Annotated in this window: 17 protein-coding genes; 8 read left to right on the top strand and 9 right to left on the bottom strand. The window is 62.3% G+C overall.

The features are described 5' to 3' along the window. Positions 1-7: 7 nt before the first annotated feature. Together ASG68_RS05930 and ASG68_RS05925 are read right to left on the bottom strand one after the other, a co-directional pair. On the bottom strand, positions 8-5,728 hold the full coding sequence (locus tag ASG68_RS05930) for a translocation/assembly module TamB domain-containing protein (RefSeq protein WP_062577548.1): 5,721 nt from the start codon (positions 5,726-5,728) through the stop codon (positions 8-10). A 97-nt stretch (positions 5,729-5,825) separates the two neighbouring features. Further along, positions 5,826-7,748: an autotransporter assembly complex protein TamA gene (locus tag ASG68_RS05925; protein WP_156373948.1), complete on the bottom strand. Its 1,923-nt coding sequence runs from the start codon at positions 7,746-7,748 to the stop codon at positions 5,826-5,828. Positions 7,749-8,046: 298 nt separating this feature from the next. On the opposite strand from ASG68_RS05925, the gene ASG68_RS05920 reads away from it, so the two are divergent. Together ASG68_RS05920 and ASG68_RS05915 are read left to right on the top strand one after the other, a co-directional pair. Continuing rightward, a complete protein-coding gene (locus ASG68_RS05920; protein WP_062577543.1) occupies positions 8,047-9,396 on the top strand; it encodes a glutamine synthetase family protein in 1,350 nt (449 codons plus the stop codon). Positions 9,397-9,430: 34 nt separating this feature from the next. Next, complete coding sequence (locus ASG68_RS05915; protein ID WP_062609169.1) at positions 9,431-10,723, top strand: NAD(P)/FAD-dependent oxidoreductase; 1,293 nt, start codon at positions 9,431-9,433, stop codon at positions 10,721-10,723. Positions 10,724-10,789: 66 nt separating this feature from the next. Here ASG68_RS05915 and ASG68_RS05910 read toward each other — a convergent pair whose 3' ends face one another. Then, positions 10,790-11,044: a glycine zipper domain-containing protein gene (locus ASG68_RS05910; RefSeq protein ID WP_062577541.1), complete on the bottom strand. Its 255-nt coding sequence runs from the start codon at positions 11,042-11,044 to the stop codon at positions 10,790-10,792. Between the two features lie 454 nt (positions 11,045-11,498). On the opposite strand from ASG68_RS05910, the gene ASG68_RS05905 reads away from it, so the two are divergent. From ASG68_RS05905 to ASG68_RS05885, 5 genes are all read left to right on the top strand, one after another. Next, positions 11,499-11,987, top strand: coding sequence for a (2Fe-2S)-binding protein (locus ASG68_RS05905; protein WP_062577539.1), 489 nt, complete (start codon positions 11,499-11,501; stop codon positions 11,985-11,987). Positions 11,988-12,108: 121 nt separating this feature from the next. Continuing rightward, a complete protein-coding gene (locus ASG68_RS05900; RefSeq protein WP_062577536.1) occupies positions 12,109-14,457 on the top strand; it encodes a xanthine dehydrogenase family protein molybdopterin-binding subunit in 2,349 nt (782 codons plus the stop codon). Between the two features lie 17 nt (positions 14,458-14,474). Continuing rightward, complete coding sequence (locus ASG68_RS05895) at positions 14,475-15,272, top strand: FAD binding domain-containing protein (protein ID WP_062577534.1); 798 nt, start codon at positions 14,475-14,477, stop codon at positions 15,270-15,272. Positions 15,273-15,496: 224 nt separating this feature from the next. Next, a complete protein-coding gene (gene hemA, locus ASG68_RS05890; protein WP_062577532.1) occupies positions 15,497-16,714 on the top strand; it encodes a 5-aminolevulinate synthase in 1,218 nt (405 codons plus the stop codon). Positions 16,715-16,804: 90 nt separating this feature from the next. Next, positions 16,805-17,923, top strand: a complete 1,119-nt coding sequence (locus tag ASG68_RS05885; RefSeq protein WP_062577530.1) for a serine hydrolase domain-containing protein — start codon at positions 16,805-16,807, stop codon at positions 17,921-17,923. Positions 17,924-17,926: 3 nt separating this feature from the next. Here the strand turns inward: ASG68_RS05885 and dxr are convergent, their stop codons facing one another. Next, positions 17,927-19,120, bottom strand: a complete 1,194-nt coding sequence (dxr, locus tag ASG68_RS05880) for a 1-deoxy-D-xylulose-5-phosphate reductoisomerase (RefSeq protein ID WP_062577528.1) — start codon at positions 19,118-19,120, stop codon at positions 17,927-17,929. 154 nt (positions 19,121-19,274) lie between these two features. Between dxr and ASG68_RS05875 the strand changes: the two genes are divergently transcribed. Beyond that, a complete protein-coding gene (locus ASG68_RS05875; RefSeq protein ID WP_244484119.1) occupies positions 19,275-19,691 on the top strand; it encodes an META domain-containing protein in 417 nt (138 codons plus the stop codon). 18 nt (positions 19,692-19,709) lie between these two features. On the opposite strand, the gene ASG68_RS05870 is transcribed toward ASG68_RS05875, so the two are convergent. The 5 genes from ASG68_RS05870 to ASG68_RS05855 all read right to left on the bottom strand — a co-directional run bounded on the left by ASG68_RS05870 (position 19,710) and on the right by ASG68_RS05855 (position 24,771). Next, positions 19,710-19,922, bottom strand: a complete 213-nt coding sequence (locus ASG68_RS05870; protein WP_062577524.1) for a hypothetical protein — start codon at positions 19,920-19,922, stop codon at positions 19,710-19,712. Positions 19,923-20,128: 206 nt separating this feature from the next. Beyond that, positions 20,129-20,266, bottom strand: coding sequence for a hypothetical protein (locus ASG68_RS31125; RefSeq protein ID WP_156373946.1), 138 nt, complete (start codon positions 20,264-20,266; stop codon positions 20,129-20,131). Positions 20,267-20,340: 74 nt separating this feature from the next. Further along, entirely contained in the window at positions 20,341-20,652 is a 312-nt protein-coding gene (locus tag ASG68_RS05865) for a hypothetical protein (protein WP_062577522.1), read from the bottom strand. Further along, complete coding sequence (gene cysG, locus ASG68_RS05860) at positions 20,652-22,142, bottom strand: siroheme synthase CysG (protein ID WP_062577521.1); 1,491 nt, start codon at positions 22,140-22,142, stop codon at positions 20,652-20,654. Before cysG ends, ASG68_RS05865 begins: the two co-directional genes overlap by 1 nt. Beyond that, positions 22,114-24,771 (bottom strand): nitrate reductase, encoded by a 2,658-nt coding sequence (locus ASG68_RS05855; protein ID WP_062603950.1) that lies wholly within the window; start codon positions 24,769-24,771, stop codon positions 22,114-22,116. The genes cysG and ASG68_RS05855 overlap by 29 nt, the downstream gene beginning before the upstream one ends. Positions 24,772-24,876 lie beyond the last annotated feature (105 nt).

Here is a 24,876-nt window from a genome sequence, read left to right as displayed (position 1 = left end):
TGATGGCTCAATATTCCTTCTCATAGAAAATCCCGCCGCCCGCGCCGCTCGAGCCGGCTTCGCCGCGCAGCTTGACGCCACGGCCGACGTCGAGATTGATGATCGCCTTGCCGCCGCCGGATTCCGAGCCGGACTGGAGTTCGAGATAGGTCCGCTCGTTGAGATATTTGCCGGCGGTCACGGTGGCGCCGCCGGTGGCGTCGGTGGAGACGTCGAGATCGTCGACGCCGAGCTTGTTGCGCAGGCCGTTCAACAGCCCGTTCGAGCCGCCGCCGGCGAGTTCGCTGACGGCGCTGGCGAGCTGCGCGATCTGCAGGGCCGAGAGCTTGGAGAGCGAACGGTTGAAGATCAGCTGCGCCAGGATTTCATCCTGCGGCAAAGCGGGTGACGACGAGAAGGTGATCGCCGGATTGTTGGCGACACCGGTGACATTGACCGTGATCGTCGTCGTGCCGGCACTGGAGGTGGCGTCGAGATCGAGTGTCGGGATCAGGTTGCCGCCGAAGCTGATCGTTCCGTCGGTGAAATCGAGCCGCTTGGCGAGGATTTCGAGCCGGCCACGACGCATCTCGAACGCGCCGGAGACGACCGGCTGGGCGGCTGTTCCCCGGATCGTCAGGTCGCCGCCGAGTTCGGCATCGATGCCGCGGCCGCGCACGAACAGCTTTCCGGGCGCGCTCACCGTCAGGTCGAAGCCGATGACGCCGCCACCGCCGGCGCCGTCACCACCGCCACGCTGGTCCTTGCGGATATCGGCCTGCATCTGACGAACCTTGGCCGGTGCATTCTTGTGCTTGATGTTGATCTCGGACAGCGAGGCCGGCAGCTTTTCCGGAATCGTGATCGCCGCCTTCTGGATCGTGACATTGCCGCCGAGGATCGGCGAGGCCGTCAGCGGGCCTTTCAGCGTCATGGCGCCATCGACGGTGGCCGAGACAAGGCTGCCATCGACATAGGTGGCGTTGTCGAGGCGGATCGTGAGGTCTGCCGGAAAGCCGGAGCCGGGCGTGATGCCGACCGTGCCGGAGACATCGAGCGAACCGCCGCTGGCCAGCCGGCCGGACAATTTCGAGATATTCGCCTGCTGGCCGTTCAGCGAGACATTGGCGGCGAGGTCGTCGATCGCCAGATTATGCCTGACATCGACGAGGCGTGCGCCCGAGGTCGAGATCGTGCCGGTGATAACAGGTGCCGTGGCCGCACCCGCGATCGCGACATCTACTTTCGCCGAGCCGGTCAGCGTGAAGCCCTGCTGGGCCAGCAGCGCCGCACCGAGGCCGAAGGGGAGATCGCCCGAGAATTTCATGGCGATCGGCCGGTTTCCAGTGATGCCGACCTTGCCGCCGCCCCGGAAGGCGAGGCCGCTCGGGCCGCTGAGCGTCGTGTCTACGGTCACGGTATTATCAGCGAATTGTCCCTTGGCTGTGATGTTGAGCGCACCCACACCCGCAGAGCGGGTCTGCGCAAAGCCGGCATTAGCCCAGCGCAAGTCGTAACTGACTGCCGGAGCCGCAGCCGTGCCCTTGACGCCGACCGTGCCGCTGATCGCGCCATCCGCGCCGAGCGAGGGCGAGAACGTGTTGGCAAGTTTTGCCGGCAGCGCATTGAGATTGACGGCGAGATCGAGCTTTTCGCCGGCCTTGCCTGTCACCGCGATCGAGCCGCCGGAAGCGCCGATGGTCAGCTTCTGCAGGCTGACGGTGCCATTCTCGATGGTGATCACGGTCGGGGACGACAGCTTGAGTGGAATCTTGCGCGGAGATGCGGCGAAATTGGCAAGATTGACGACCGTCTTGCCGCCGCTGGTCTGGATATCGGCACTCAGATTCAGCGGCGCGCCGTCATAGCTGCCGCCGAGCGTCACATTGGTCTTGGCCGCCTGCTGGACGAAATCGAGCTTCAGGCCGTTGACGCGGTTTGCACCTTGCGCAAACGCTTCGACCGACAGGTTACCCTTGATCGCCAGTGTCTTCAGGTCGGCGATATTGATATCGGCTGATGGTTTGGTGATGACCAGGTCGCCGCGCTTGATGCCCGAGCCGCTGGCCTTGAGCGCGATCGAGGTCTTGCCATCGGCGCTGTTGATCGCCGCCGAGCCGGCAATGTCGCCCGACGCCTTTTCACCGGCCATGGCGGCGAGCAGGCCGACATCCGGGAAATTGAAGTCGATCGAGCCCTGCGGCAGGAAATCCGTGGTGAATTCGATGGCTCCGTTCAGCTTGTTTTCACCGATCTGGGCTTGCAGTACGGGAACGCTGGTGCGGCCCTCCTTGGAGACGAGATCAGCGTTGACATTGATCGCCTGGCCGCCGAGTGCGCCGGTTGCCGTGATCTTGGCCTGCGGATTGCTGGGGTTAGCGGTCGCATCCACCGCCAATTGGAGATCGCTGAGCGTCCGTCCGGCGAGTGTCGCGCCACTGGAAGTCACGTTGGCCTTGACGCCGAGATTGTCGAGCGGGCCGGTCGCATCGACCTTGAATTCGGCTGTACCCTTGGCATCGGCAAGTACCTTGCCGAGGTCGGGCAGGGCGCCCGTCAGCGCGGCCGTCAGGTTTTGTTCCTTCAACGAAACCGATCCGTCCGCCCGGATGGTGCCGGAGGCGATCTTGAGGTCGGTGATATCGACGGCGCCTTGCGGGCCGGTCACCAGCCTGCCGGTGATATCGACGGGCGTATCGAATTTTGCCGCGGCTGCGGGGGGCAGTGCTGCCGGCTTGGCCGAAATCTTGAAGGTCGTGCGGACAGCATTGTCGGCAAGGGCGAAGGACCCTGCCAGTGCGCCGTCGAGATTGGTGCTGCTGATGGTGACCGGGCTGAAGCCGATTGCCTCGGACGTGACGTCGAGTGTCGTCGCCACCTTGATCGGGCCTTTGACCAGCCGGTCGAGATCGGCGCTGGTCAGCTGTGTCGCGCCGGTTTCGATGGTCGTCGCAACCTTGCCGGAGCGGGTGGTGAGGTTGAAGGCATCGCTATGCGCCGTCAGCTTGATGGCGTCGAACCGGCCTTGCGGCAAGGCAAGCTGGCCGACATCGGCCTTCACATCGAGATCGGCCGCCTGCATCGTACCCTTGATCGAGGCCGTGCCCGTGTCGAGTACGAGATGAGCTTCACCGCCCTGCAATGGGAGGCGGGCGTCGATGCCCGCAAGCGTCGCGGTCAGGTCGAGCGTGTCGCCGGCACTGCCGTCCAAAGTAACAGTGCCGCCGGATGCCTTGACAGCAAGCTGGCTCAGGCGAACCGCGCCGTTTTCAATGACGATCGTCGTCGGGCCTGCCAGCTCAAGCGGAATCTTCTTCGGTGCGGCAGCGAAGGATTGCAGGTTGATCGTCGTCGTGCCGGCCGCGCTCTGCAGATCGCCACGCGCCGTCAGTGGTGCATCGTCATAGATGCCGTCGAGGGCAAAATTGGTTTGTGCGCCCTGCTGCTCGAAACCGAGCTTGAGGCCGGCGAGCTTGTTGTCGCCCTGTGCCACGGTCTCGACAGTGACATTGCCCTTGATCGCCAGCGCCTTGAGATCGGCAATGGTGATGTCGGCGGCCGGTTTGGTGATCACCAGATCGCCGCGCGTGATGCCGGAGCCATTGGCTTTCACGGCAACCGAGGTCACGCCGTTGTCACTCTTGATACTGGCGGAACCGGCGAGGTCGCCGGATGCGGTCTGGCCGGCCATGGCGGCGAGCAGGCCGAGATCGGGCAGGTTGAAGGTCAGGGTGCCGTTCGGCTGGAAATCGGCGGTCAGGTCCAGCGCGCCGGTCAGCTTGTTCTCGCCGATCGTCACGTCGATGGAGGGGATGCTGGTCGCGCCCTTGGCGGAAGCGATTTCGGCCTTTGCGTCGATCATCTGTCCGTCCAGCGATCCCTTTGCGGTCACCGTGGCGTTCGGCCCGTTCTGGCCAACGGTCGCATCGGCATTGACGGCGAGGTCGTTCAGGGTTCGCCCGGCCAGCGTCGCGTCGGTGGAAGTGACCTCAGCCTTCACAGCCAGCGCATCGAGCGGGCCGGTAACATCGGCGCTGAACTTGGCAATGCCCTTGGCGTCGGCCAGAAGCTTGCCGATTTCCGGCACGGTGCCGCTGATGGCGGCGGTGAGTTCGCCCGTCTGCAGCGCCACTGATCCGGCCGCCTCGACCGTACCGGATGCGAGGGTGAGGTCGGTGACATTGACGCTGCCATCATTGCCGGTGGCCAGATTGCCGGCGATGGCGATGGTCGTGTCGAATTTCGAGGCGATGCCCGGCGGCAGCGTCGTGGGCATGGCGAACAGCTTGAAGGCGGAGGCAACGGTCCCCTCGGCGATCGTATAGGAGCCGATCAGGGTGCCGCCGACGCTGGCACTTTCGAGCGTGACGGGATCGAACGACACAGTTTCCGGGGTCAGGGACAGTGTGCCGTTGAGCTTGACCGGACCCTTGACGAGGCGATCGATATCGGCGTTCACGAAGCGGGTGGCGCCGGTTTCGGCGGTCACTCTCAAGGGGCCTGTCTTCGTCGAGAGATTGAAGGTGTCGCTATAGGCGTGCAGCTTGATGGCTTCGATCTCGCCCTGCGGCAAAGTTGCCTTGCCGATATCGGCGCCGATGTCGAGCACGGCGGTCTGGGCGTCACCGATCAGCGAGACATTGGCGGAATTGATCGACAGCTGCGCTTCGCCCTCAGCGAGCGGCAGCCGGAAGTCGATCGGGGCCGTCTTGCCGGTGAGGCTTGCCTGCAGGTCGTTCTGGCCGGCGGTGCTGTAGGTGCCGGATGCGGAGAGAGCCAGCGCACCGGTGGAGATATTGCCCCTGTCGATGCGCACGGTCTTGCCGCCATCGATGGCTGCTGCGAGGTCGATTTCGGTCGTGCCGGCAAACAGCGGACGGAAGGCGGCCGGCAAGAGATCGCTGAACGTACCGCCACCCTGCAGGGCTACAGTACGGAAACCGTCTGGCGCCAGGGTATGTTCGCCGTCGAGCTTCAGGACCTGGTTGCCATCGAGGGATGCCGTCGCTGACCCCTTCCATTTCGAAAGCGGGCCATCGCCGGTCACGCTGACACTCAGTGCCGGCTCGCCGGGAAGGCGCATCGCCTTGGCCAGCAGTCCGCCCTTCGGCTCGTTGATGGTGGTTTCGAGCTTCAGCTCATTGCCGGCCGGATTGAAGACGATGTCGGCGACGGCCTTGGCATCCGGCCGGTCGCGTTGCGCAACCGCAAGGGCCGCTGCGATGCTTGCGTTGGTGGCGTCGATCTTGCCCTGAGCGCTGAGGAACTGGTCGGCTCCGGCGATCTCCTTGCCGATCACCACTTCCTTGATGTCGAAGGCGTCGATCTGCACGTCGATCGGCAGGGCGAAGGTCTCGCGGACCTCCTGTGTTTCCTGCGAGGGGATCGGCAGCCGTTCCAGGCGCACGGATCCGGCGGAGAGCTTCGCTGCCTCGAACCGGGACGAGAGCAGGGCCGTCGGCGACCAGTCGATCGCGACCTCGCGAATCTCCGCATAAATGCCCTTGCTGTCGAACAGCGTCACGCTCGAGGCTGTGAAATCACCGGTCAGCAGCGCACTGGGATCGTTGATGCGCACGATCTGGTCCGGGGTCGAGGCATATTTCTCGATCATCATAGCCACGAAACGGGCGCCAGGTGCCGTGAAGCCGGCAAACAGTACGAAAAGTACGGTGGCAACGAGCGAGAAGCCAAGGAGATAGGCCAACCAGCGCAGGGCGACTTTCAGAAAGCGGAGCAAACGATTCATGGTTCATCCATAGCGCAAGTTGCGTCGGGGTGAAATTGCATCTGCCTGAACCCGGGGCTTCGCATCCGGTTCCAGGTCGTGTCGATTGCGCCTGCAATCAGAAGGCTTGGCCGATCCCGGCATAGATTCCGTATTTCGTGCCATCGGGATAGGCGTTGAGCGGTACCGCGACATCAAGGCGGATCGGTCCGAAGGGCGTGTTGTAGCGCAGCCCGAGGCCGGCGCCGGCGCGCAGGTCCGAAAAGTCCGGCGCTGTCTTCGCCGAAACCGTGCCGACATCGACAAAGGGAACGAGGCCGATCTTTTCGGTGATGCCGATGCGCGCTTCCACCGTGGCATTGACATAGGAGCGGCCGCCGAGAATATCGTCGTCACCGTTGCGCGGGCTGATCTCCTGGTAGGAGTAGCCGCGCACGGTACCGCCACCGCCGAGATAGAAGCGCCGATTGGCTGGAATGGAAGCGAGGCCATCACCGCCAATCAGCGTGCCTATGCCGAGCCGGCCGGCCAGCACGAAGCGGTTTTCCTCACCCAGGCCGAGATAGGCGGACGCCGAGCCTTCAATGGAGCTGAAGAAGGTCTGGCTGTCGATCTCGTAGCTCGGCTTGGCGTTGATCGAAGCGCGGTAGCCTTCCGTCGGGTTCAGCTTGTCGTCGCGCGTGTCGCGGATGTATTCGATCGGGATCGCCGCCGTCAGATATTCATTGGTGCCGAAGGCATCCTCGACATCGGCCCATTGCAGTTCGCCGCCGACCGACAGCGTATCGGTCTGTGACAGTTCGGCGGTGACGCCCGCAGCCCCGGTGAAGATGGTGGCCTTGTAGGCGTCTGGATCGAGAAGCTGCGCCTTCAGGCTGGCATTGAAGGTGGTGGTCGGACCGAAGGCGCCGGGTTTTGCGAAGATCAGGCCCGCCGAATAGTCGAGGCTGCCGACATCGGTGGTTTCGCCGATTCGGCTGACCGAGCCTTCGAGGCGTAGCGATTCCGCCCGGCCGAACAGGTTGCGATGGCCCCAATAGCCTTGGATGCCGAAGCCATCCGTTGTCGAATATTGTGCGCCGGCTCCGAAATAGCGGTGCTTGCCTTCCGAGACCTCGATCGTCATCGGGAGAGATCCATCCGGCGCCAGGACCGTGGCTTCCTTGATGGTGATGCTGGAAAACACGCCAAGCTGGCGCAACCGTTCGGATGCCTTGCGGATTTCCTCGGGCGAATAGGGATCGCCGCCGTTCAGCCGCGAATATTCAGCGACGAATTCGGGATCGACCGTCTTGGTGCCGGCGACGGAAACAGCACCGACCGGCGCGACCGGTCCACCTTCAGCCGCGATGGTGACGTCGACGGTATTAGAGGCGTGATCGGCGACGACGCTGCGGTCGGTGAGCTTGGCGAGCGGTCGGCCTTCTTCCTTCAAGTCCTCGACGACCTTTTCGCCGGCCTTGATGATCAGGGTCGAGTCCGCCCGGCTGCCCGGCTTCAGATATTCATCCGGCCGCTTGCCCACGGCATCGCTTTTCAGCACGACCTCGCCGAGGGTGAAAGTTGGGCCGGGTGTGACGGTGATCTCGACGGGAACGGGGGTATCATTCGGGAATACGGGATCCGGCGGCAGGCTGTCGATGTCCTGGCCGTTGATTGTCACGGTCACGACGCCGCCATAGCGCGCTTGCTCATAGAGCGCAGCCAGCAGCCGGTCGCGATCGTCGCGAGCCTTGATGGCAAGGCCCAGATTTCCGGAGACCGGTTCGTCCTTGTCCTGAAAAAGGCGGGAGCTGTTTTCCAGCGCTTCCTTCAGGTCCTCGTCGCCGGAATTTTCGGTCAATGTCAGGCTGTAGTTGACGGGATCGACGACCGGGTTCGCTTCCTCTTCCTTTTCGAAGAAGCTCATGCCGAAAATCTTGAAGGCATAGGCGTTGGACACGGAAAGCGGGCCGCAGGCAACCAGAGCCGCGACCGCAAAAGCAGTGCCAGCCTTCCGATACGCAACACCCACAATCGGCAGACGCATTCGTTTCCGCATTCGCTGTCCAGGCCAGTTTCAACATTCGCCCGCCGTCATGGCAAACGTCTCATTGCATGACAGGGTCGCCCCTGATGAGCGGCGACCCTACACAGCATTGTCCGATTGATGAAGACTCGAAGCCGGATTTTGTTGAAAAACCAAGGCGACTGTGACGCGTCGGAAACAAAAAGCCACGATGTCGGATCGATTCTATCGTCTGTCACCAATCGTTTTGACATCGACAGTAGGTGTCGCCGCTTGCTCCCCAAAGGAGTTCCAGTATGGTCGGCCAGACACAAAGCATGGAGCTTGGGGAATGAACACCGCACCTCGTATTTCGCTGACAGACAAGGCCGATATCGAGGTGCCGGACGGCCATGCCTATGCTGCCATCACCGACATGAACGGCATCCTGCGCGGCAAGCGCGTCGCCGCCGGCAAGATCGGCAAGCTGAAGAAGGACGGCATTCGCATGCCGCTCTCGTCCATCGGCGTGGATATCTGGGGCACCGATGTCGCCGGCACAAAATTGACCATGGAGCGCGGCGATCTGGATGGGGTCTGTGTCCCGACCGGCCGTGGTCCCCTTAATCTCGGTTTTGCCGGACCGGTCCTGCCGATGTGGATGAGCAAGGAGGATGGTCAGCCCTATTTCGCCGATGGGCGGCATCTGCTGGCCGACATTCTCGAACGCTACAGCGCGATCGGCCTGACGCCTGTCGTCGCGGCGGAGTTGGAGTTTTACCTGATCGATCCCGATCAGGATCGGCCGACGCCCGCATCCGGCGGTCCGGGTAGTCCGCCGAAGGATATCGACAATATCTATTCGCTGGAGGAACTGGCCGAGGTGGGGCCGTTTCTCGACGAGGTCTGCGCGGTCGCTGCGGCTTGCGGGATCGAGGTGGATGCGGCGATCGCCGAGGGGGCGCCGAGGCAGTTCGAATTCAACCTCATGCACCAGCCGGATGCACTGAAGGCGGCGGAAGACACCCTTTACTTCAAGCATATCATCCGCAACGTCGCCCGCCGCCATGGCTCCCTTGCCTGCTTCATGGCCAAGCCCTATCCCGGCTATGCCGGCAACGGCCTGCATGTGCATTTTTCCATGCTGGACGCAGATGGTCGCAATGTTTTCGATGACGGCACGGAGCGTGGATCCGATCTCATGCTGTCGGCTGTCGGCGGGTTGCTGGAAAGCATGGCGGATATGACGCTGGTCTTTGCCCCACATCTCAATTCCTACCGCCGTCTCGCGCCGGGCGGACTGGCACCGACCACGGTCGGCTGGGGCTATGAAAACCGCACGGCAGCGCTGCGCATTCCGGCAGGCCCGCACGTCGCCCGGCGGATCGAACATCGTGTCGCCGGTGCCGACGCCAATCCGTTCCTTGTCTTCGCTGCGATTCTCGGCGGCGCGCTCGATGGCATTACCCGAAAGCTGAGCCCGCCTCAGCCCGTCGGGACCAATTCGCATGAGCTGGAATTGCCGAAGATCGCCAAGGATTGGCGCCAAGCGCTGGAGCGTTTTTCGGCCACGGAGAGCCTGGGCCGGATCCTGCACCCGGAGTTTGTTTCCTGCTTTGCGGCCTGCAAGCAACAGGAGCAGGACGTCTTTGCCGCACAGGTGACCGATTTCGAAATCTCGACCTATCGGGTCAGTGTCTGACGATCTCCAAATACAAATGCCGAAGAAGTCCGCCATGGCCGAAAACTATTGCAAGTCCTACTACGCCGCCACCGCCAATCCGGTCGAACCGTTCGGGCGGCTCGCCGGTAGCCTCGACGTCGATGTCGCCATCATCGGCGGCGGTTTTACGGGCGTTGCGACCGCGTTGGAGCTTGCGGAAAAGGGCCTTTCTGTCGCCCTGCTGGAAACCAACCGCATCGGCTGGGGCGCCTCCAGCCGCAATGGCGGTCAGATCACCGGGTCGCTCTCGGGCGATCAGGCCATGCTCAAGCAATTCCGTCGTGTCCTGGGGGCTGGCGCGGAGGATTTCGTCTGGAACCTGCGCTGGCGCGGGCACGACATCATCCGCCGCCGCGTCGAGAAATATGCGATCCGCTGCGACCTGAAATCCGGCCATATGCATGCGGCGTTCAAGCCCTCGCATATTCCGGAACTGGAGGGCATGTACAAGGCTGCCGTCGCGCATGGCATGGGCGATGAGGTAGAGATGGTCTATGGATCGGCTGTGCGCGATGTCGTCGGCACGGACCTCTATGCCGCCGGCCTGATCAATCGCCGCAACATGCACGTTCATTCGCTCAACCTCTGCCTTGGCGAGGCAAATGCTGCACGTAGCCTCGGTGCCAGGATTTTTGAGGACAGCCGGGTGAACGAAATCCGCTACGGCAAACGCGTCGAACTCATTACCGACGGCGGCAGTGTCCGCGCCGACAAGGTGCTGATCGCCGGCAATGCCTCACACCGGCTGGCACGCGGCAAGCTTTCCGGCCTGCTTTTTCCCGCTACGCTCGGCATCGTCACCACCGAGCCGCTTTCGGATGAGGTCGCCCATGCGCTCAATCCCCGGGATCTGGCCGTCTACGACACCCGGTTCGTGCTGGACTACTATCGGCTCACCGCCGACAGGCGCCTGTTGTTCGGCAGCGGCACGAATTATACCGGGCGGGAGAGTTCGGATGTCGCGGAGACATTGCGTCCCGCGATCGAGAAAACCTTCCCGCAATTAAAAGGCATCCGCATCGATTTCGCGTGGCAGGGACAGGATGGCATCAGCATCAATCGCATCCCGCAACTCGGCCGTGTCACGGAAAACGTCTTCTATGCGCAGGGGTATTCCGGCCACGGTGTCGCGACTTCACACATCGTCGGTGAAATCATGGCGGCGGCCATGACGGGAGATCCGCGGGATTTCGATGTCTTTGCCAGTGCGCATCAGTGGCGGCTGCCGATCGGGCGCTTTCTCGGTAATCAGGCGCTTGCCCTGGCCATGTGGTTTTTCCAGCAGCGGGAAAAGCTGAGCGCATGAAAAACCCCGGAGAGCTGTTTCAGCTTTCCGGGGTCCATTCGGGCTGGCAGCAACCAGCAGATTATATCACGGGCAATCGTCGATGTAGCGGCGGCCGTAGCGGTCGCGGTAGTAGCACTGGCCGGGCTGTTCGGTGACATGGCCGATGACAGCGCCGGAAACGCCGCCGATTGCCGCGCCGACGGCTGCGCCGCGCACGTCACCGGTGATCGCGCCGCCGATGATAGCGCCGGAAACCGCGCCGATACCGGCACCCTTTTCAGTCTGCGTGCAACTCGCGACGGATAAAGCGAGCAGCACAAGCACGATGGCCTTTTTCATTGGTTCTCCAATCTGGACGCGAAGGATCTGATGTCCGCGCTGTCCGTTTCTCCCCTGAGATGGAGGGTGGGCGGTTCAGGCCCCCTCCGGTCGAACTTGCAATTTCGAAGATAAATGGCTGTCTGCGAAAGTCTACAGACATCCTGCAAAATCCCCGTGATCACAAGAGAATAGCATAGAAGCTGAACGGACGCTGAAGACGCAGTTCCCTGTGGCACAGCTGCGTCCAACCACATCAGAGTTGGAGTAAATTTCAAGCCCCGTGAGATTTTTCAAACCAGATTGAAAGTAGCGGTTGCGGCAAGCCGAAAAAAGACAAATGATGCGAATGCCGTAGCGCTTTGAGGAGAAGGCCCCGCGGTGATGGCATGAAAGTTGACGCGGTTCTGTCGCGGGAACGAATTATCTGCCCGACAGCCGCTCGTGTTGGTACGACCAACCTCGGAGGAGCGAGATGGCAAAAGTGAAAATGACGGTCAACGGCCGGCAGGTCGGATCCGAGTGCGAGGACCGCACCCTGCTGGTGCATTTCCTGCGGGAAAACCTGGCGCTGACGGGAACCCATGTCGGCTGTGATACCACCCAGTGCGGCGCCTGCGTCGTCCATATGGATGGCCGTTCGGTGAAAAGCTGCACGATTCTGGCAGCCCAGGCTGCGGGATCGACGATCACCACGATCGAGGGGTTGGCCGGTGGTGGCGACCTTCATCCGGTTCAGGCGGCCTTCAAGGCCAACCACGGCCTGCAGTGCGGCTTCTGCACGCCGGGCATGGTGATGACCGCCGTCGACATGATCCGCCGCCATGGCGCCAATCTCGACGAAGCCACCGTTCGCGCCGAACTCGACGGCAATATCTGTCGATGCACCGGCTACCACAATATCGTCAAATCGATCCTTGCCGCTGCCGCCGAAATGGGTGGCGTGCAGCAGGCTGCCGAATGAGGCAAGCGATTAGGGAGTAGCGAATAGCGAATAGATGGCCGCTGCGCGGCACAGTCGCGGTTCGAACTCTCCCCATTCGCTACTCACTATTCGCTATTCGCTCTTCTGGAGGAGATGAAGCATGGGTGTTGAAGGCATTGGCGCCAGCGTTGCGCGCAAGGAAGACAAAAGGTTTCTCACCGGCAAGGGCCGGTACACGGACGACATGAGCGTTCCGGGCATGAAATATGCGTTCTTCGTACGCAGCCCCCACGCCCACGCGAAGATCAAGAGCATCGATATCTCCGCCGCGAGTGCCATGCCCGGCGTGATTGGCGTGCTGGAGGGCAAGCAGTTGCAGGCCGACGGGATAGGCAATCTCATCTGCGGCTGGATGATCCACTCCAAGGATGGTTCGCCGATGAACATGGGCGCCTGGCGTCCGCTGGCCCATGATACCGTCCGTTACGTCGGCGACGGGGTTGCCATCGTCGTGGCCGACTCGCTCGGCGAGGCGCGCGATGCGGCGGAAGCCGTGGTGGTCGATTACGATGTGCTTCCGGCCGTGACCGAAGCGGTCAAGGCGCTGGAAGCCGGCCAGCCGCAGATCCATCCAGAGGCTGCGAACAACCTGATCTTCGATTGGCAGATCGGTGATGGCGGCGCGACCGACAAGGCGATTGCCGAAGCTGCTCACGTGACCGAGATCAAGCTTCACAACAACCGGCTGGCGCCGAACCCGATGGAGCCGCGCGCCACGCTCGGCATCTACGACAGCGCCGAGGATCATTACACCTGCTACACCACAAGCCAGAACCCGCACGTGGCGCGGCTGGTGATGAGCGCCTTCTACAATGTCGCGCCGGAAAACAAATTGCGCGTCATCGCCCCGGATGTCGGCGGCGGTTTCGGGTCGAAGATCTACATTTATCCGGAAGAAATCGTCTGTCTTTGGGCCTCCAAGAAGACCGGCGTTCCGGTGAAATGGACGTCCGATCGCACAGAAGCCTTCCTGACGGATGCGCATGGCCGTGATCATGTCTCGACGGTCAAGATGGCCTTCGACAAGGACAATCGCGTCACCGGGCTGAAGGTCGATACGATCGCCAATCTCGGCGCCTACATGTCGCTGTTCTCCTCGGCGGTACCGACCTATCTTTACGCGACGCTGCTGTCCGGCCAATATGCCATTCCGGCCATCCACGCCAATGTGCGGACGGTCTATACCAATACCGTTCCTGTCGATGCCTATCGCGGCGCCGGGCGGCCGGAAGCGACCTACCTTCTGGAACGCACGATGGAGACGGCGGCGCGTGAACTCGGCATTTCTCCGGCCGAACTGCGCCGAAAGAACTTCATCCGCAGCTTCCCCCACCAGACACCTGTCATCATGAACTATGACGCCGGCGATTATGAAGCGTCGCTGGAAGCCGCGATGGCAACCGCCGACTGGAACGGCTTTGCCGCCCGCAAGGCGGAGGCCGCCCGGCGCGGCATGAAGCGCGGCATCGGCATGAGTTGCTATATCGAAGCCTGCGGCATCGCGCCGTCGGCGGCGGTCGGGTCGCTCGGTGCCGGTGTCGGCCTGTGGGAATCGGCTGAGGTTCGCGTCAATGCCGTCGGCACGATCGAGGTGATGACCGGATCGCACAGCCATGGCCAGGGGCATGAGACCACGTTTGCCCAGCTGATCGCCGATCGGTTGGGCGTTCCGATCGACAGCGTCAACATCGTTCATGGCGATACCGACAAGGTGCAGATGGGCATGGGCACCTATGGCTCCCGCTCCGGCGCCGTCGGCATGTCGGCCGTGGTCAAGGCGCTCGACAAGGTGGAGGCCAAGGCCAAGAAGATCGCTGCCCACCTGATGGAGGCTGACGAAAGCGACATCGTCATCGAGAACGGCGAGTTGAAGGTGGCCGGTACGGACAAGGCGCTGCCCTGGTTCCAGGTGGCGCTGGCCGCCTACACCGCGCACAACCTTCCGGCCGGCATGGAGCCGGGATTGAAGGAGGGCGCGTTCTACGATCCGTCCAACTTCACCTTCCCGGCCGGTTGCTACATCTGCGAGGTCGAGGTCGATCCGGAAACTGGCACGACGGAGATCATCCAGTTCGTCGCCGCCGACGATTTCGGCAATATCATCAATCCGATGATCGTCGAGGGCCAGGTGCATGGCGGCATCGCGCAGGGGATCGGTCAGGCGCTGCTGGAAAACGTGCATTACGATCCGCAGAACGGCCAACTGATCACCGCGAGCTACATGGATTACGCCATGCCGCGTGCCGACAACCTGCCGTCCTTCAAGCTGTCTCACCAGAACACGCCATGCCCCTCCAATCCGTTGGGGATCAAGGGCTGCGGCGAGGCGGGTGCGATCGGCTCGCCGCCGGCCCTGATCAACGCCATCACCGATGCGATCGGCAATAACAGCCTGACCATGCCGGCAACGCCGCAGAAGGTCTGGTCCGCGATCAACGCCGCCAACTGAACCCGGAGGAGAAAACCATGTACGCGACAAACTACCACCGTGCATCCTCGGTTCAGGATGCGGTCAAACTGAAATCCGGGACCGAGGAGGGCAAATATCTCTCTGGTGGCATGACGCTGATCGCGACGATGAAGCAGCGTCTCGCATCCCCGAGCGATCTCGTCGATCTCCGGCATATTCCGGACCTCAAGGGGATCTCGGTGAACGGACGAAGCGTGCGGATCGGTGCGGCAACGACGCATTATGACGTGGCGTCCTCGGTGGAACTGAAGGCCGTCTGCCCGGCGATCTGCGATCTCGCCCATCATATCGGCGATCCGCATGTCCGCCATATGGGAACGATCGGCGGCTCGGTGGCCAACAATGACCCGGCAGCGGATTATCCGGCGGCACTTCTGGCGCTTGATGCCGTCGTTGTTACCAATGCGCGCGAGATCAAGGCGGGAGACTTCTTTACCGGCCTGTTCGAAACGGCCTTGGAAGAGGGAGAGATCATCGTCGCGGTTACCTTCGATGCTCCGGAAAAAGCGGCCTATGCCAAGTTCCGCAATCCGGCCTCGCGTTATGCCATGACGGGCGTCTTCGTCGCGCGCCGTGGCAACGGCGAGGTCCGCGCGGCGGTGACCGGGGCAGGCGCCGACGGCGTGTTCCGTCACGATGGCATCGAGGCGGCGCTGGCTACAAACTGGTCGGCGGATGCGCTCGCCGGTGTGACGGTCGATGCGTCCGATCTGCTCTCGGACATCCATGCCAGTTCGGAGTATCGCGCCAATCTCGTAAAAGTGATGGCCAAGCGCGCAGTCGCGGCGGCGTAAGGCATTTCCGTATTATTTTTGAAACAGAATATAGGGACGGGGCAACCCGTCCCTTCTTCTAGTGACTTGACTCAAATCATGTCGGATGGAATGAAAACCGGTAAGGATAGTTTGGAACTGTTCAAAATTAGGGGCCTTTTGCCGCACTTGGCCGCGATCACCCTCGCAGAGGTTGACGCAGACGGTCTTTGGATCAAAAAGACGGCAAGGTTCTGGAGACGATGATGGATTTCGAAAGTTTCTTCAAAGGCGAGTTGGACGGCCTGCATCAGGAAGGCCGCTACCGCGTGTTCGCCGATCTGGAGCGCCAGCGGGGACAATTTCCCAAGGCGACCCGCTACAACGCTGAAGGCGAAAAGCAGGACGTCACCGTATGGTGTTCCAACGACTATCTCGGCATGGGCCAGCATCCCAAGGTCACCGAGGCGATGAAACTCGCCATCGACCAGTGTGGCGCGGGTGCGGGAGGCACCCGGAATATTTCTGGCACCAACCACTACCACGTTCTTCTCGAGCGCGAACTTGCCGATCTGCATGGCAAGGAATCCGCACTGCTGTTCACCTCCGGCTATGTGTCCAACTGGGCAGCCCTCGGAACGCTCTGTTCGAAGATTCCCGGTGTGATCGTCTTTTCGGACGCCGGGAATCACGCATCGATGATCGAAGGCATCCGCCACTCCAAGTGCGAGCGGGTGATCTTCAAGCACAATTCGGTGGCTGACCTCGAAGCCAAGCTGAAGGCAGCCGATCCGCGCGCGCCGAAGCTGATTGCGTTCGAATCCGTCTATTCGATGGACGGCGATATCGCGCCGATCAAGGAAATCTGCGACCTCGCCGACCAGTACGGTGCGATGACTTATCTCGATGAAGTCCATGCCGTCGGCATGTATGGTCCGCGCGGCGGCGGCATTGCCGAGCGCGAAGGCCTGATGCATCGCTTGACGGTGATCGAAGGCACGCTCGGCAAGGCCTTCGGCGTCATGGGCGGCTACATTGCTGCTTCGGCCGCCCTCTGCGATTTCATCCGGTCGTTTGCCTCCGGCTTCATCTTCACGACGGCGCTGCCACCGGCGCTGGCGGCCGGTGCCGTTGCCTCGATCCAGCACCTTAAGGTCAGCCAGGTCGAGCGCTTCGCCCATCAGGAACGCGTCCGCCGCCTGCGCAATTTGCTCGACAAGAATGGTATTCCGCACCTCAACAACCCCAGCCACATCGTTCCGGTGATTGTCGGCGATGCGGCCAAGTGCAAGTGGATCTCGGACCTGCTGCTCGACAATTGCGGCGTCTACGTCCAGCCGATCAACTATCCGACCGTGCCGAAGAAGACCGAGCGCCTGCGTATCACGCCGACGCCGCTGCATTCGGATGCGGATATCGACCATCTGGTTGGAGCGCTTCACCAGCTCTGGTCGCGTTGTGCGCTGGCAAGGGCCGTTGCCTGATTACCGCTGCATCGCGGGCTTGAAATCGAAATGCGGATCGTCGAGAGATGGTCCGCATTTTTGTTTTGAAACCTGCTTTGGAGCCCAGTCATGGATGTCGAGCAAAGACTGAATGAAGTCATCGACGAGGCTCTGCAGTCGGGTCGGATTACCGGCACCGTCGTGCTCGGCTTCCAGCATGGCGAGCCGATCTTCCGCCGCGCCGCCGGTTTTGCCGATCGGGAGGCCGGAAAACCAGTAACCTTCGATACGATCTTCCGTCTGGCATCGGTTACGAAGCCCATTGTCGCGGCAGCCGCGCTTGCCATGATCGACCGGGGTATGATGAGTCTTAGCGACAGGGTCTCGGGATATCTGCCGTGGTTCCAGCCGAAGGCGCCAGACGGTGCGGCGGCTGATATCAGCATCCATCATCTCCTGACGCATACGTCGGGATTGACTTACGATCCGGCGCTTGAGCATCTGCCAGCGGACCTTGCTGTCAATTGCGGCCTGTCGAATACGGATCTTGATTTCGCAGGCAACTTCAGCCGCCTCAATCAACTGCCACTGGCATTCACGCCCGGTACGCAGTGGAATTACTCGATCGCCACCGACATTCTCGGCGCTGCGATCGCCGCCGTCAGCAGATCAAGCCTTGAAGAGGCGGTCGTCGCGCATGTCGCCGGGCCTCTGGGTATGGCTGACACTCGCTTTCATGTGACTGATGTCCAGCGGCTGGCGACGCCCTATGCGGATGGTAATCCTGTGGCGATCCGAATGCCCGATCCCTATTTCCCCAATGGCGACGCGGAGGGGTCCGTTGGTTTCTCGCCGTCGCGGATTTTCAATCCGCACGCATACCAATCCGCCGGCGCCGGGATGGCGGGGACAGCGGATGACATCATGACCTTCCTTGAAGCGCTGCGGCGGGGCGGCAAGGGCGTGATGAAGCCGGAAACGGTCGGGATGGCGCTGAGCAACCGGATCGGCGACCTGCGCTCGGATCCTGGCTGCGGTTTCGGCTATTTCGGTGCTGTGGTGCTGGAGCCTTGGGCGGCGATGAGTCCGCAATCGCCGGGCACCGTCCGCTGGGGTGGCGTCTATGGCCACAACTGGTTCATCGATCCCGTCCAAGAATTGACGGTTCTCAATATGACCAACAATGCCGTCGAGGGCTGCATGGGGCAATTCCCCGATCGCATCATGCGCGCCGTTTACGAGGGGTAAGGGTCAGGCCGCCGCGGCCGTCTGCTCGACCTCGGTTCTCGCGATCCGCCGGGCCTCCTCGTCGGCGAGGAAGACATCGTCCATCGTCGTTGCCGCCGGCAGGCCCGATAACGCATCCATCACCGTTTCGGTGATTTCCGCCATCTGCAGGAAGCCGACATGGCCGCCGATGAAGGCCTCAAGCGCCACTTCCTTGGCGCCGTTAAGGATGGCGCCCTGGGCACCGCCGCGTTCCATCGCCAGCCGCGCCAGCCGCAGCGCCGGAAAGCGCTCTTCGTCCGGAGCCTCGAAATCCAGCCGGGACAGCTTGGCGAAATCCAGCCGCTGCACGTCGAGCTGCGGGCGGGCGGGGTGTGAGAGGGCATAGCCGATTGCGGTGCGCATGTCCGGACAGCCGAGTTGCGCCAGCACCGAACCGTCGCTGTAGCCGACCATCGAATGGATCACCGATTGCGGATGGACGATGACCTCGATCTGGTCCGGGCGCATGCGGAACAGGTGCTTCGCCTCGATCATTTCCAGCGCCTTGTTGAACATGGATGCGCTGTCGATGGAAATCTTCAGGCCCATCGACCAGTTGGGGTGGGCGCGGGCGGTGGCGGCGGTAACGTCGCGCATCTCCGCCAGTGACGACTTGCGGAACGGGCCGCCGGACGCGGTCAGGATGATGCGTTCGACGGCATGGCGCTGGTGCTCTTCCAGCACCTGATAGATGGCATTGTGTTCGCTATCCACCGGCAGCAGCTTGCCGCCGCCCTCGGAAACGGCCCGGATGAAAAGGTCGCCGGCGGAAACGAGGCACTCCTTGTTGGCAAGGGCGATATCGGCGCCACGCCGGGCGGCGGCCAGTGTCGGGGCAAGGCCGGCCGTCCCGACGATGGCGGCCATGACCCAGCCGGCATTGCGCTCGGCCGCCTCGATCAGGCCATTGCGACCCGCCGCGACCTCGATGCCGGTGCCGGCGAGCGCCGACTTCAGATTTTCATACTGGCCTTCATCCGCCGTAACAGCCAGTTCCGCACCGAAGGATTTTGCCTGTTCGGCCAGAAGATCGATATTGCCACTGCCGGTCAGCGCGGCGATCTCGAACCGCTCGCGCCCGCCAAGCTGTCTGATCACGTCGAGGGTGCTGGTGCCGATCGAGCCCGTCGAGCCCAAGATCGTCAATCGGCGTGTGTCGGCGGCGCCGGAAGTCATGGCCAAATCCCGTTGTTCTTTTTCTATTTGCTAGGCTCTACAGGTGAACGCGAATGTCAACAAGGGTGGCTTCGAACAAGGGGAGGGCGATAAGGTCGCAGGATGCGAATCAAACGCGATGATCACACTGATCGTCTGCCGGAAAGGATGCCCCGTGCTGAAACTTGCCCTGTTTCTCGGCTGTGGCTGCGTGCTGATCGATCCGGCGTCGGTATCGACCGTGTCCGCAGGCTCCGTACCGACGGAACTGGTGGGGCAATGGCTCGCGGAGGATATCAACGGCGGTGGTGTCATCGACTTCCTGCAAACGACGCTGGAGATCAACGACGACGGCACTTATGCCGGCTTTGCGGGCTGCAACAGCTATACCGGAACGTTCGGGCTATCCGGCAAGGAGATCACGTTTTCGCCGCCAGGCGCGACTCGGAAAATCTGTGTGCCCGCCGTGATGGATCAGGAAGGCAAGTTCTTCGAGGTGTTGAAGCACGGTCTTTCATGGAGAGTGGAGGAGACCAAGCTCTTCCTTGCCGGAGCGGATTCGAAAACCGCGCTTCGGCTGGTTGCGAACTAGCCGGGCATCAAGCGCGGATCAGGATTTTTCGTCCAGCGCCCTCAGCGTGCGCTTCAGCAATTCGGCCTCATCCCAGACGCCGTGACGGTAGAGCGTCAGCACCAAGGCGGCCACAGGATTGTTGGCATCGCTGTCGGCGGAAATCTTGCGGGCTTTCCGTGCGGTATCGAACACGCGCTGGCAAAGCTCCACATGGTGTGGAAGCATCGGTTCGTTTAGCCATTGCTTCATACGCTATCCTCCCCCATCCCATTCTGAAACATACATCATTCCCGCACGCGAAGGGAGCAGCCCGTCAGCTCCATCCTCCATAAAATGTAGCCGCGCTTACGATGATCCAGCGGAATCCCGGAGGCGATACGGGTGGCTTTCGAATGTGGCGATTTTTCAGCAAGGCTCTTTTTGTCTGCCGGTGGCGATTAGGCTTAAGACACGGCTCACGTCGGCTGTGAAACCGCCGCAGGATCGAGCATGGGGACTGCCGTATCGAGGTCGTTCTCGGCATATTTGATCGCGAGGATGCTGAGGATCGATCCAACAATCACCACAAAGACAGCGCGCATGGCCATTTGCATTACATCATTTCCTGTTCAAGCATCCGTGCAAACGTGCGGATGGACAGGTTGTTCCGTCATGTTGCGGCACAGGTTCAGTGCGCAACACTCAGAATGGCGTAACCAAGCAGGCTGATCGTGGCGACGGTTACGCGCGCAGACGGGCTTATGCGACTATCGCTGAGAAGGGCTGCCAAGACCAATCCGAGTGCGATGGTGACCAGGCCGATGCGGATATCCTGACTGGCAAAGGCGAGGGCGGAGGCCGTCAGGCAGATGGTACTGGCAAGCGCCGTAGCGGGCGACAGCAGGATCGCGGTGTCGGTCGTCTGGGAAAAGATCGTCCGGAACCGGCTCCAGCTGCAGGCAATGGCGAGACTGAGGAGAAGCGTTGCGAGTATCTGCATCAGACTGAAGCCTGCCGTGCGGTGAAATTTGCCGATGGCTCTTCTGCGGTCTTTCGAGCATGCGAAAAGGCGTTGCCGATCCCAATCAACACCGGATTATCGACGCCGATCCGCGCGACTGCGTCGGCAAGGCCGTTGAGCGTTCCGACCCAGCGTGTTTCGTTCTCGCGGGTGATCGCGCTGACGACGACGGCGGGCGTCAGGTCATCCATGCCTGCAGACAAGAGCCGGGTCTGGATCTGGCCGGCAGTGCGTCCGCCCATGTAGAAGATCGTCGTGGTCGCGGCCTCCGCCAAGTTCTGCCAGTCGAGATTGGTTGGCAGGTGTCCAGCGCGGGAATGGCCAGTAACGAAACGGACGGCCTGTGCATGATCGCGATGCGTCAGCGAAACGCCGAGCCGTGCGGCCATGGCGCTGGCCGATGTGATGCCGGGCACGACATCGACGGGAATGCCTTCCTTTTCCAGGCAGGCGATTTCCTCGCCCGCGCGACCGAAGATCATCGGATCGCCGGATTTCAGGCGGACGACGCGCTTTCCCGCTTTGGCGAGCGAGACCATCGTGGCGTTGATGTCTTCCTGCTTGCAGCTTTCGCGGCCGCCGCGTTTTCCGACCAGCATCCGCTTGGCCTCGCGACGGGCAAGCTCCAGCACCTCGTCGGAGACGAGATCGTCGAACAGGATGACGTCAGCGGCCTGCAGGGCACGAACCGCCTTGAGCGTTAGCAGTTCCGAATCGCCGGGACCGGCGCCGACCAGTGTGACTTGGCCAACAGAGTTTCGGACGGATGTTTCCAGCCTCTCGGCTGAAGAAAGAAGGTCGTGTTCCGTACCGGCTTCCGGTTCAGGACCGAAGGCGCGATCCACAAATTTCTCCCAGAAGACGCGGCGTGGGGCGCCGGGGCTCACCCGAGAATTGACCTTTTCTCGGATCGTATGCGCCAGCGTTGCCCATGACTTCAATGATGGCGGCAGCAGCGTTTCGATGCGGCGGCGGATTGCCTGGGCAAGGATTGGAGCAGCGCCGTCAGTCGAGATGGCCACGACGACGGGGGAACGGTTGACGATCGAACCGAACTGGAACTGGCAATAGTGCGGCTTGTCGATGACATTGACGGGAACGCCGGCCTTGCAAGCGTCAGTATGGAAGGTGGCGGCTGTCGATTCGTCTTCGCAGTCGGCGATGGCGATAGCCGCGCCCGCAAACGACTGTGGCGACCAATGCATGGCGTGATGATGGAACCTGCCTTCGCTCGATTGCGTGTCGCGGGCGATGAGGCTGGCGAAGGTCTCGCCCAGGTCCTCGGCGTAGACATGCACCTCGGCGCCGCAGGCGGCCAGCAGTTCCGCTTTCCAGGCGGCGGCGTCCGATCCGCCTGCGACGATGACGCGCTTCCCTTCGAGCGCCCAGAAGATCGGAAGCTTGGCGAGCGGCGCCATGCGGGCGGGCGTGGCATTGCGGTCACTCGGCAGCAGCTGCAAGACATCCATCGATGATCCCCCTGATTTCTCCGCGGCAGGAGCCGCAATTGGTGCCGGCATTGGTTTCCTTGCCGACGGCTTCGACGCTGTGACATCCGCCGCGGACGGCGGCGATGATCTGGTTGACGCCGACATTCATGCAGGAACAGACGGTGGCGCCGGGATCCATGCGGCCGGCACCTGGGCGTCCCGCAACGACAGCGAAACGTTTGGCCATTTCCGTATGCGCAGCGGTGAGCTGTTCGATTGCCCAGTTGCGGGCGACGGCGACGGGTTGGCGAGCGATGAAAAGGGCGGCCAGCAGCCGGTTGCCGTCGAAGAAGGCAAGGCGCAGATCGCCGGTCTGCGCATCCGCATAGCCGAGGGGTTCGATGTTAGTGGGGATGTCGAACCGTGCCCGGCACCAGGCCGTCCAATCCTGCGGCGCGTCATCGAAGGCAAGCTCCATCCGCCATCCGCCTTCGGCCTTCGCCATCGCCCAATAGGCGCTGCCCGGATGCTCGGGCTTGGTGGTGGAGACGGCGAAACCGTAATGCGAAACCGGGAAACGCCGCGCCGCCACCGCGACATTCTTCGAGGCCGGCTGGCCGGATACGGGATCGGTCAGTGGCGCAACGACCGTGTCGATCCGCGCCTTGGCGGCGAACTGGCCGTTCCAGTGCATCGGCACGAACAGGCTACCCCGCGCCTGCCGGTCGGTGACGAGGGCACGCACGACGGCCTTGCCATAGAGGCTTTCGATTTCGACAAGGGCCGCGCTGGCAATGCCGTTTTCCATCGCATCGCGCGGGTGAATTTCGACATAAGGCTCGGCGATATGGGCGGAGAGCCGGGCGCTCTTTCCGGTTCGTGTCATCGTATGCCACTGGTCGCGGATGCGGCCGGTGTTCAGGGTCAGCGGAAAATCCGGGCTGGTGCGGTCGGAAACAGGTGCAGCGACCGCGATGAAACGGGCCTTGCGGTCTGGGTGGAAGAAGCCTCCGTCCGCGAAGAAGCGGGTCACGCGTGGTGCCTCATGTTGCGGCTGCGGCCACTGGAATGGCATCAGCGCATCATAGGTGTCGGGCGCGATCCGCGCGTGTGCGCCGATGTCGAAATCACGGCTTCCCATATTTTCGAAGGCCGAGAGGGCGGCGTGTTCGGCAAACACTTCCGCGGCGGAGGAATAGGGGAACGCGCCGGCAAAACCCATGCGGCGTCCAACTTCGGCCATCTGCCACCAGTCGGCCTTCGCCTCGCCGGGGGAGCCAAGAAAATCGCGTTGGCGGGAAATGCGGCGTTCGGAATTCGTGACCGTGCCGTTCTTCTCGCCCCAGCCGAGCGAGGGCAGGAGCACATGGGCGAACGGTGTCGTGTCCGTCTGCTGCAGCACGTCGGAGACGACGACGAAGGGACAGGCGGCGATCGCGGCCGCGACGGCATCGGCATCCGGCATCGAGACGACCGGGTTTGTCGCCATGATCCAGAGTGCCTTGATGCGTCCGTCGGCGACTGCGCGGAACATATCGACCGCCTTCAGGCCGGGCTTGCGGGCAATGGCCGGCGAGGCCCAGAAACGCTGGACGCGGTCGCAATCCTCGGCATTCTCGATCGCCATATGGGCAGCAAGCATGTTGGCGAGACCGCCGACCTCGCGGCCGCCCATGGCATTCGGCTGGCCGGTGAGCGAAAAAGGCCCCATGCCCGGCCGGCCGATGCGGCCGGTGGCGAGGTGGCAATTGATGATGGCATTGACCTTGTCGGTGCCGGAGGCCGACTGGTTGACGCCCTGGCTGTAGCAGGTGACGACGTTTTCGGTTTCCTCAAATAGCCGGAAGAATTGACGGAGCTGCATCGACGGCAAGCCGGTGCGTTCCATCAGTTCGCCAATATCCAGAGCCGACGCGGCTGCGAAAGCTCCGGCGAAACCGTTGGTATGGCGGCCGATATAGTTCTGGTCGATCGCGGCGGTGCTGGTGAGATGGGCGAGCAGGCCCATGAAGAGCGCGACATCGCCATCGGGGCGGATCGCCAGATGCATGTCGGCAATATCGGCGGTCATCGTGCGGCGCGGGTCGATGACGACAATTTTCATGCCCGGCCGGGCGGCCTTGGCGGCGGCGAGGCGCTGGTAGATGACCGGATGGCACCAAGCGAGGTTCGATCCGGTGAGGATGACGAGATCGGCGAGTTCGATATCCTGATAGGTACCGGGAACCGTATCCGCCCCGAAAGCGCGGCGATGGCCGGCGACGGACGAGGACATGCAAAGCCGCGAATTGGTGTCGATATTGGCCGAGCCGATGAAGCCCTTCATCAGCTTGTTGGCGAGGTAGTAGTCCTCCGTCAGCAACTGGCCGGAGACGTAGAAGGCGACCGAGTCCGGGCCATACTCGGCAATGGTTTCTGAGAAACGGGTGGCGACAAGATCCAGCGCCTCATCCCAGCTTGCCCGCTGCCTGCCGATCTGGGGATGGAGTACACGTCCGTCGAGATCGATGGTTTCGGCGAGCGCCGAGCCCTTGGAACAGAGCCGGCCGAAATTGGCGGGGTGATCTGGGTCGCCCTTGACGGTCACCGTGCCGATGTCATCGACCTTGGCAATGACGCCGCAGCCGACACCGCAATAGGGGCAGGTGGTTTTGGTTTCAGTGGACATGGGCGTGTCCTCCGGTCATTCCGTACTCGTGGCTTTCACCCCCCTCTGTCAGCCTTGCTGACATCTCCCCCTCAAGGGGAGAGATCGGGAGCGCGCAGCGCCATC

This window comes from Rhizobium sp. Leaf453, from assembly GCF_001425605.1.
Taxonomy (GTDB): domain Bacteria; phylum Pseudomonadota; class Alphaproteobacteria; order Rhizobiales; family Rhizobiaceae; genus Pararhizobium.
The sequence above is the reverse complement of the archived record's forward strand: the minus strand, read 5'-3'. Positions and strand labels throughout refer to the sequence as shown.

What these genes read in the sequence shown, in the direction of transcription:
- ASG68_RS05930 (WP_062577548.1), bottom strand. Translation starts at nt 5,728, where the DNA reads ATGAATCGTTTGCTCCGCTTTCTGAAAGTCGCCCTGCGCTGGTTGGCC.
- ASG68_RS05925 (WP_156373948.1), bottom strand. Translation starts at nt 7,748, where the DNA reads ATGCGGAAACGAATGCGTCTGCCGATTGTGGGTGTTGCGTATCGGAAG.
- ASG68_RS05920 (WP_062577543.1), top strand. Translation starts at nt 8,047, where the DNA reads ATGAACACCGCACCTCGTATTTCGCTGACAGACAAGGCCGATATCGAG.
- ASG68_RS05915 (WP_062609169.1), top strand. Translation starts at nt 9,431, where the DNA reads ATGGCCGAAAACTATTGCAAGTCCTACTACGCCGCCACCGCCAATCCG.
- ASG68_RS05910 (WP_062577541.1), bottom strand. Translation starts at nt 11,044, where the DNA reads ATGAAAAAGGCCATCGTGCTTGTGCTGCTCGCTTTATCCGTCGCGAGT.
- ASG68_RS05905 (WP_062577539.1), top strand. Translation starts at nt 11,499, where the DNA reads ATGGCAAAAGTGAAAATGACGGTCAACGGCCGGCAGGTCGGATCCGAG.
- ASG68_RS05900 (WP_062577536.1), top strand. Translation starts at nt 12,109, where the DNA reads ATGGGTGTTGAAGGCATTGGCGCCAGCGTTGCGCGCAAGGAAGACAAA.
- ASG68_RS05895 (WP_062577534.1), top strand. Translation starts at nt 14,475, where the DNA reads ATGTACGCGACAAACTACCACCGTGCATCCTCGGTTCAGGATGCGGTC.
- hemA (WP_062577532.1), top strand. Translation starts at nt 15,497, where the DNA reads ATGGATTTCGAAAGTTTCTTCAAAGGCGAGTTGGACGGCCTGCATCAG.
- ASG68_RS05885 (WP_062577530.1), top strand. Translation starts at nt 16,805, where the DNA reads ATGGATGTCGAGCAAAGACTGAATGAAGTCATCGACGAGGCTCTGCAG.
- dxr (WP_062577528.1), bottom strand. Translation starts at nt 19,120, where the DNA reads ATGACTTCCGGCGCCGCCGACACACGCCGATTGACGATCTTGGGCTCG.
- ASG68_RS05870 (WP_062577524.1), bottom strand. Translation starts at nt 19,922, where the DNA reads ATGAAGCAATGGCTAAACGAACCGATGCTTCCACACCATGTGGAGCTT.
- ASG68_RS31125 (WP_156373946.1), bottom strand. Translation starts at nt 20,266, where the DNA reads ATGCAAATGGCCATGCGCGCTGTCTTTGTGGTGATTGTTGGATCGATC.
- ASG68_RS05865 (WP_062577522.1), bottom strand. Translation starts at nt 20,652, where the DNA reads ATGCAGATACTCGCAACGCTTCTCCTCAGTCTCGCCATTGCCTGCAGC.
- cysG (WP_062577521.1), bottom strand. Translation starts at nt 22,142, where the DNA reads ATGGATGTCTTGCAGCTGCTGCCGAGTGACCGCAATGCCACGCCCGCC.
- ASG68_RS05855 (WP_062603950.1), bottom strand. Translation starts at nt 24,771, where the DNA reads ATGTCCACTGAAACCAAAACCACCTGCCCCTATTGCGGTGTCGGCTGC.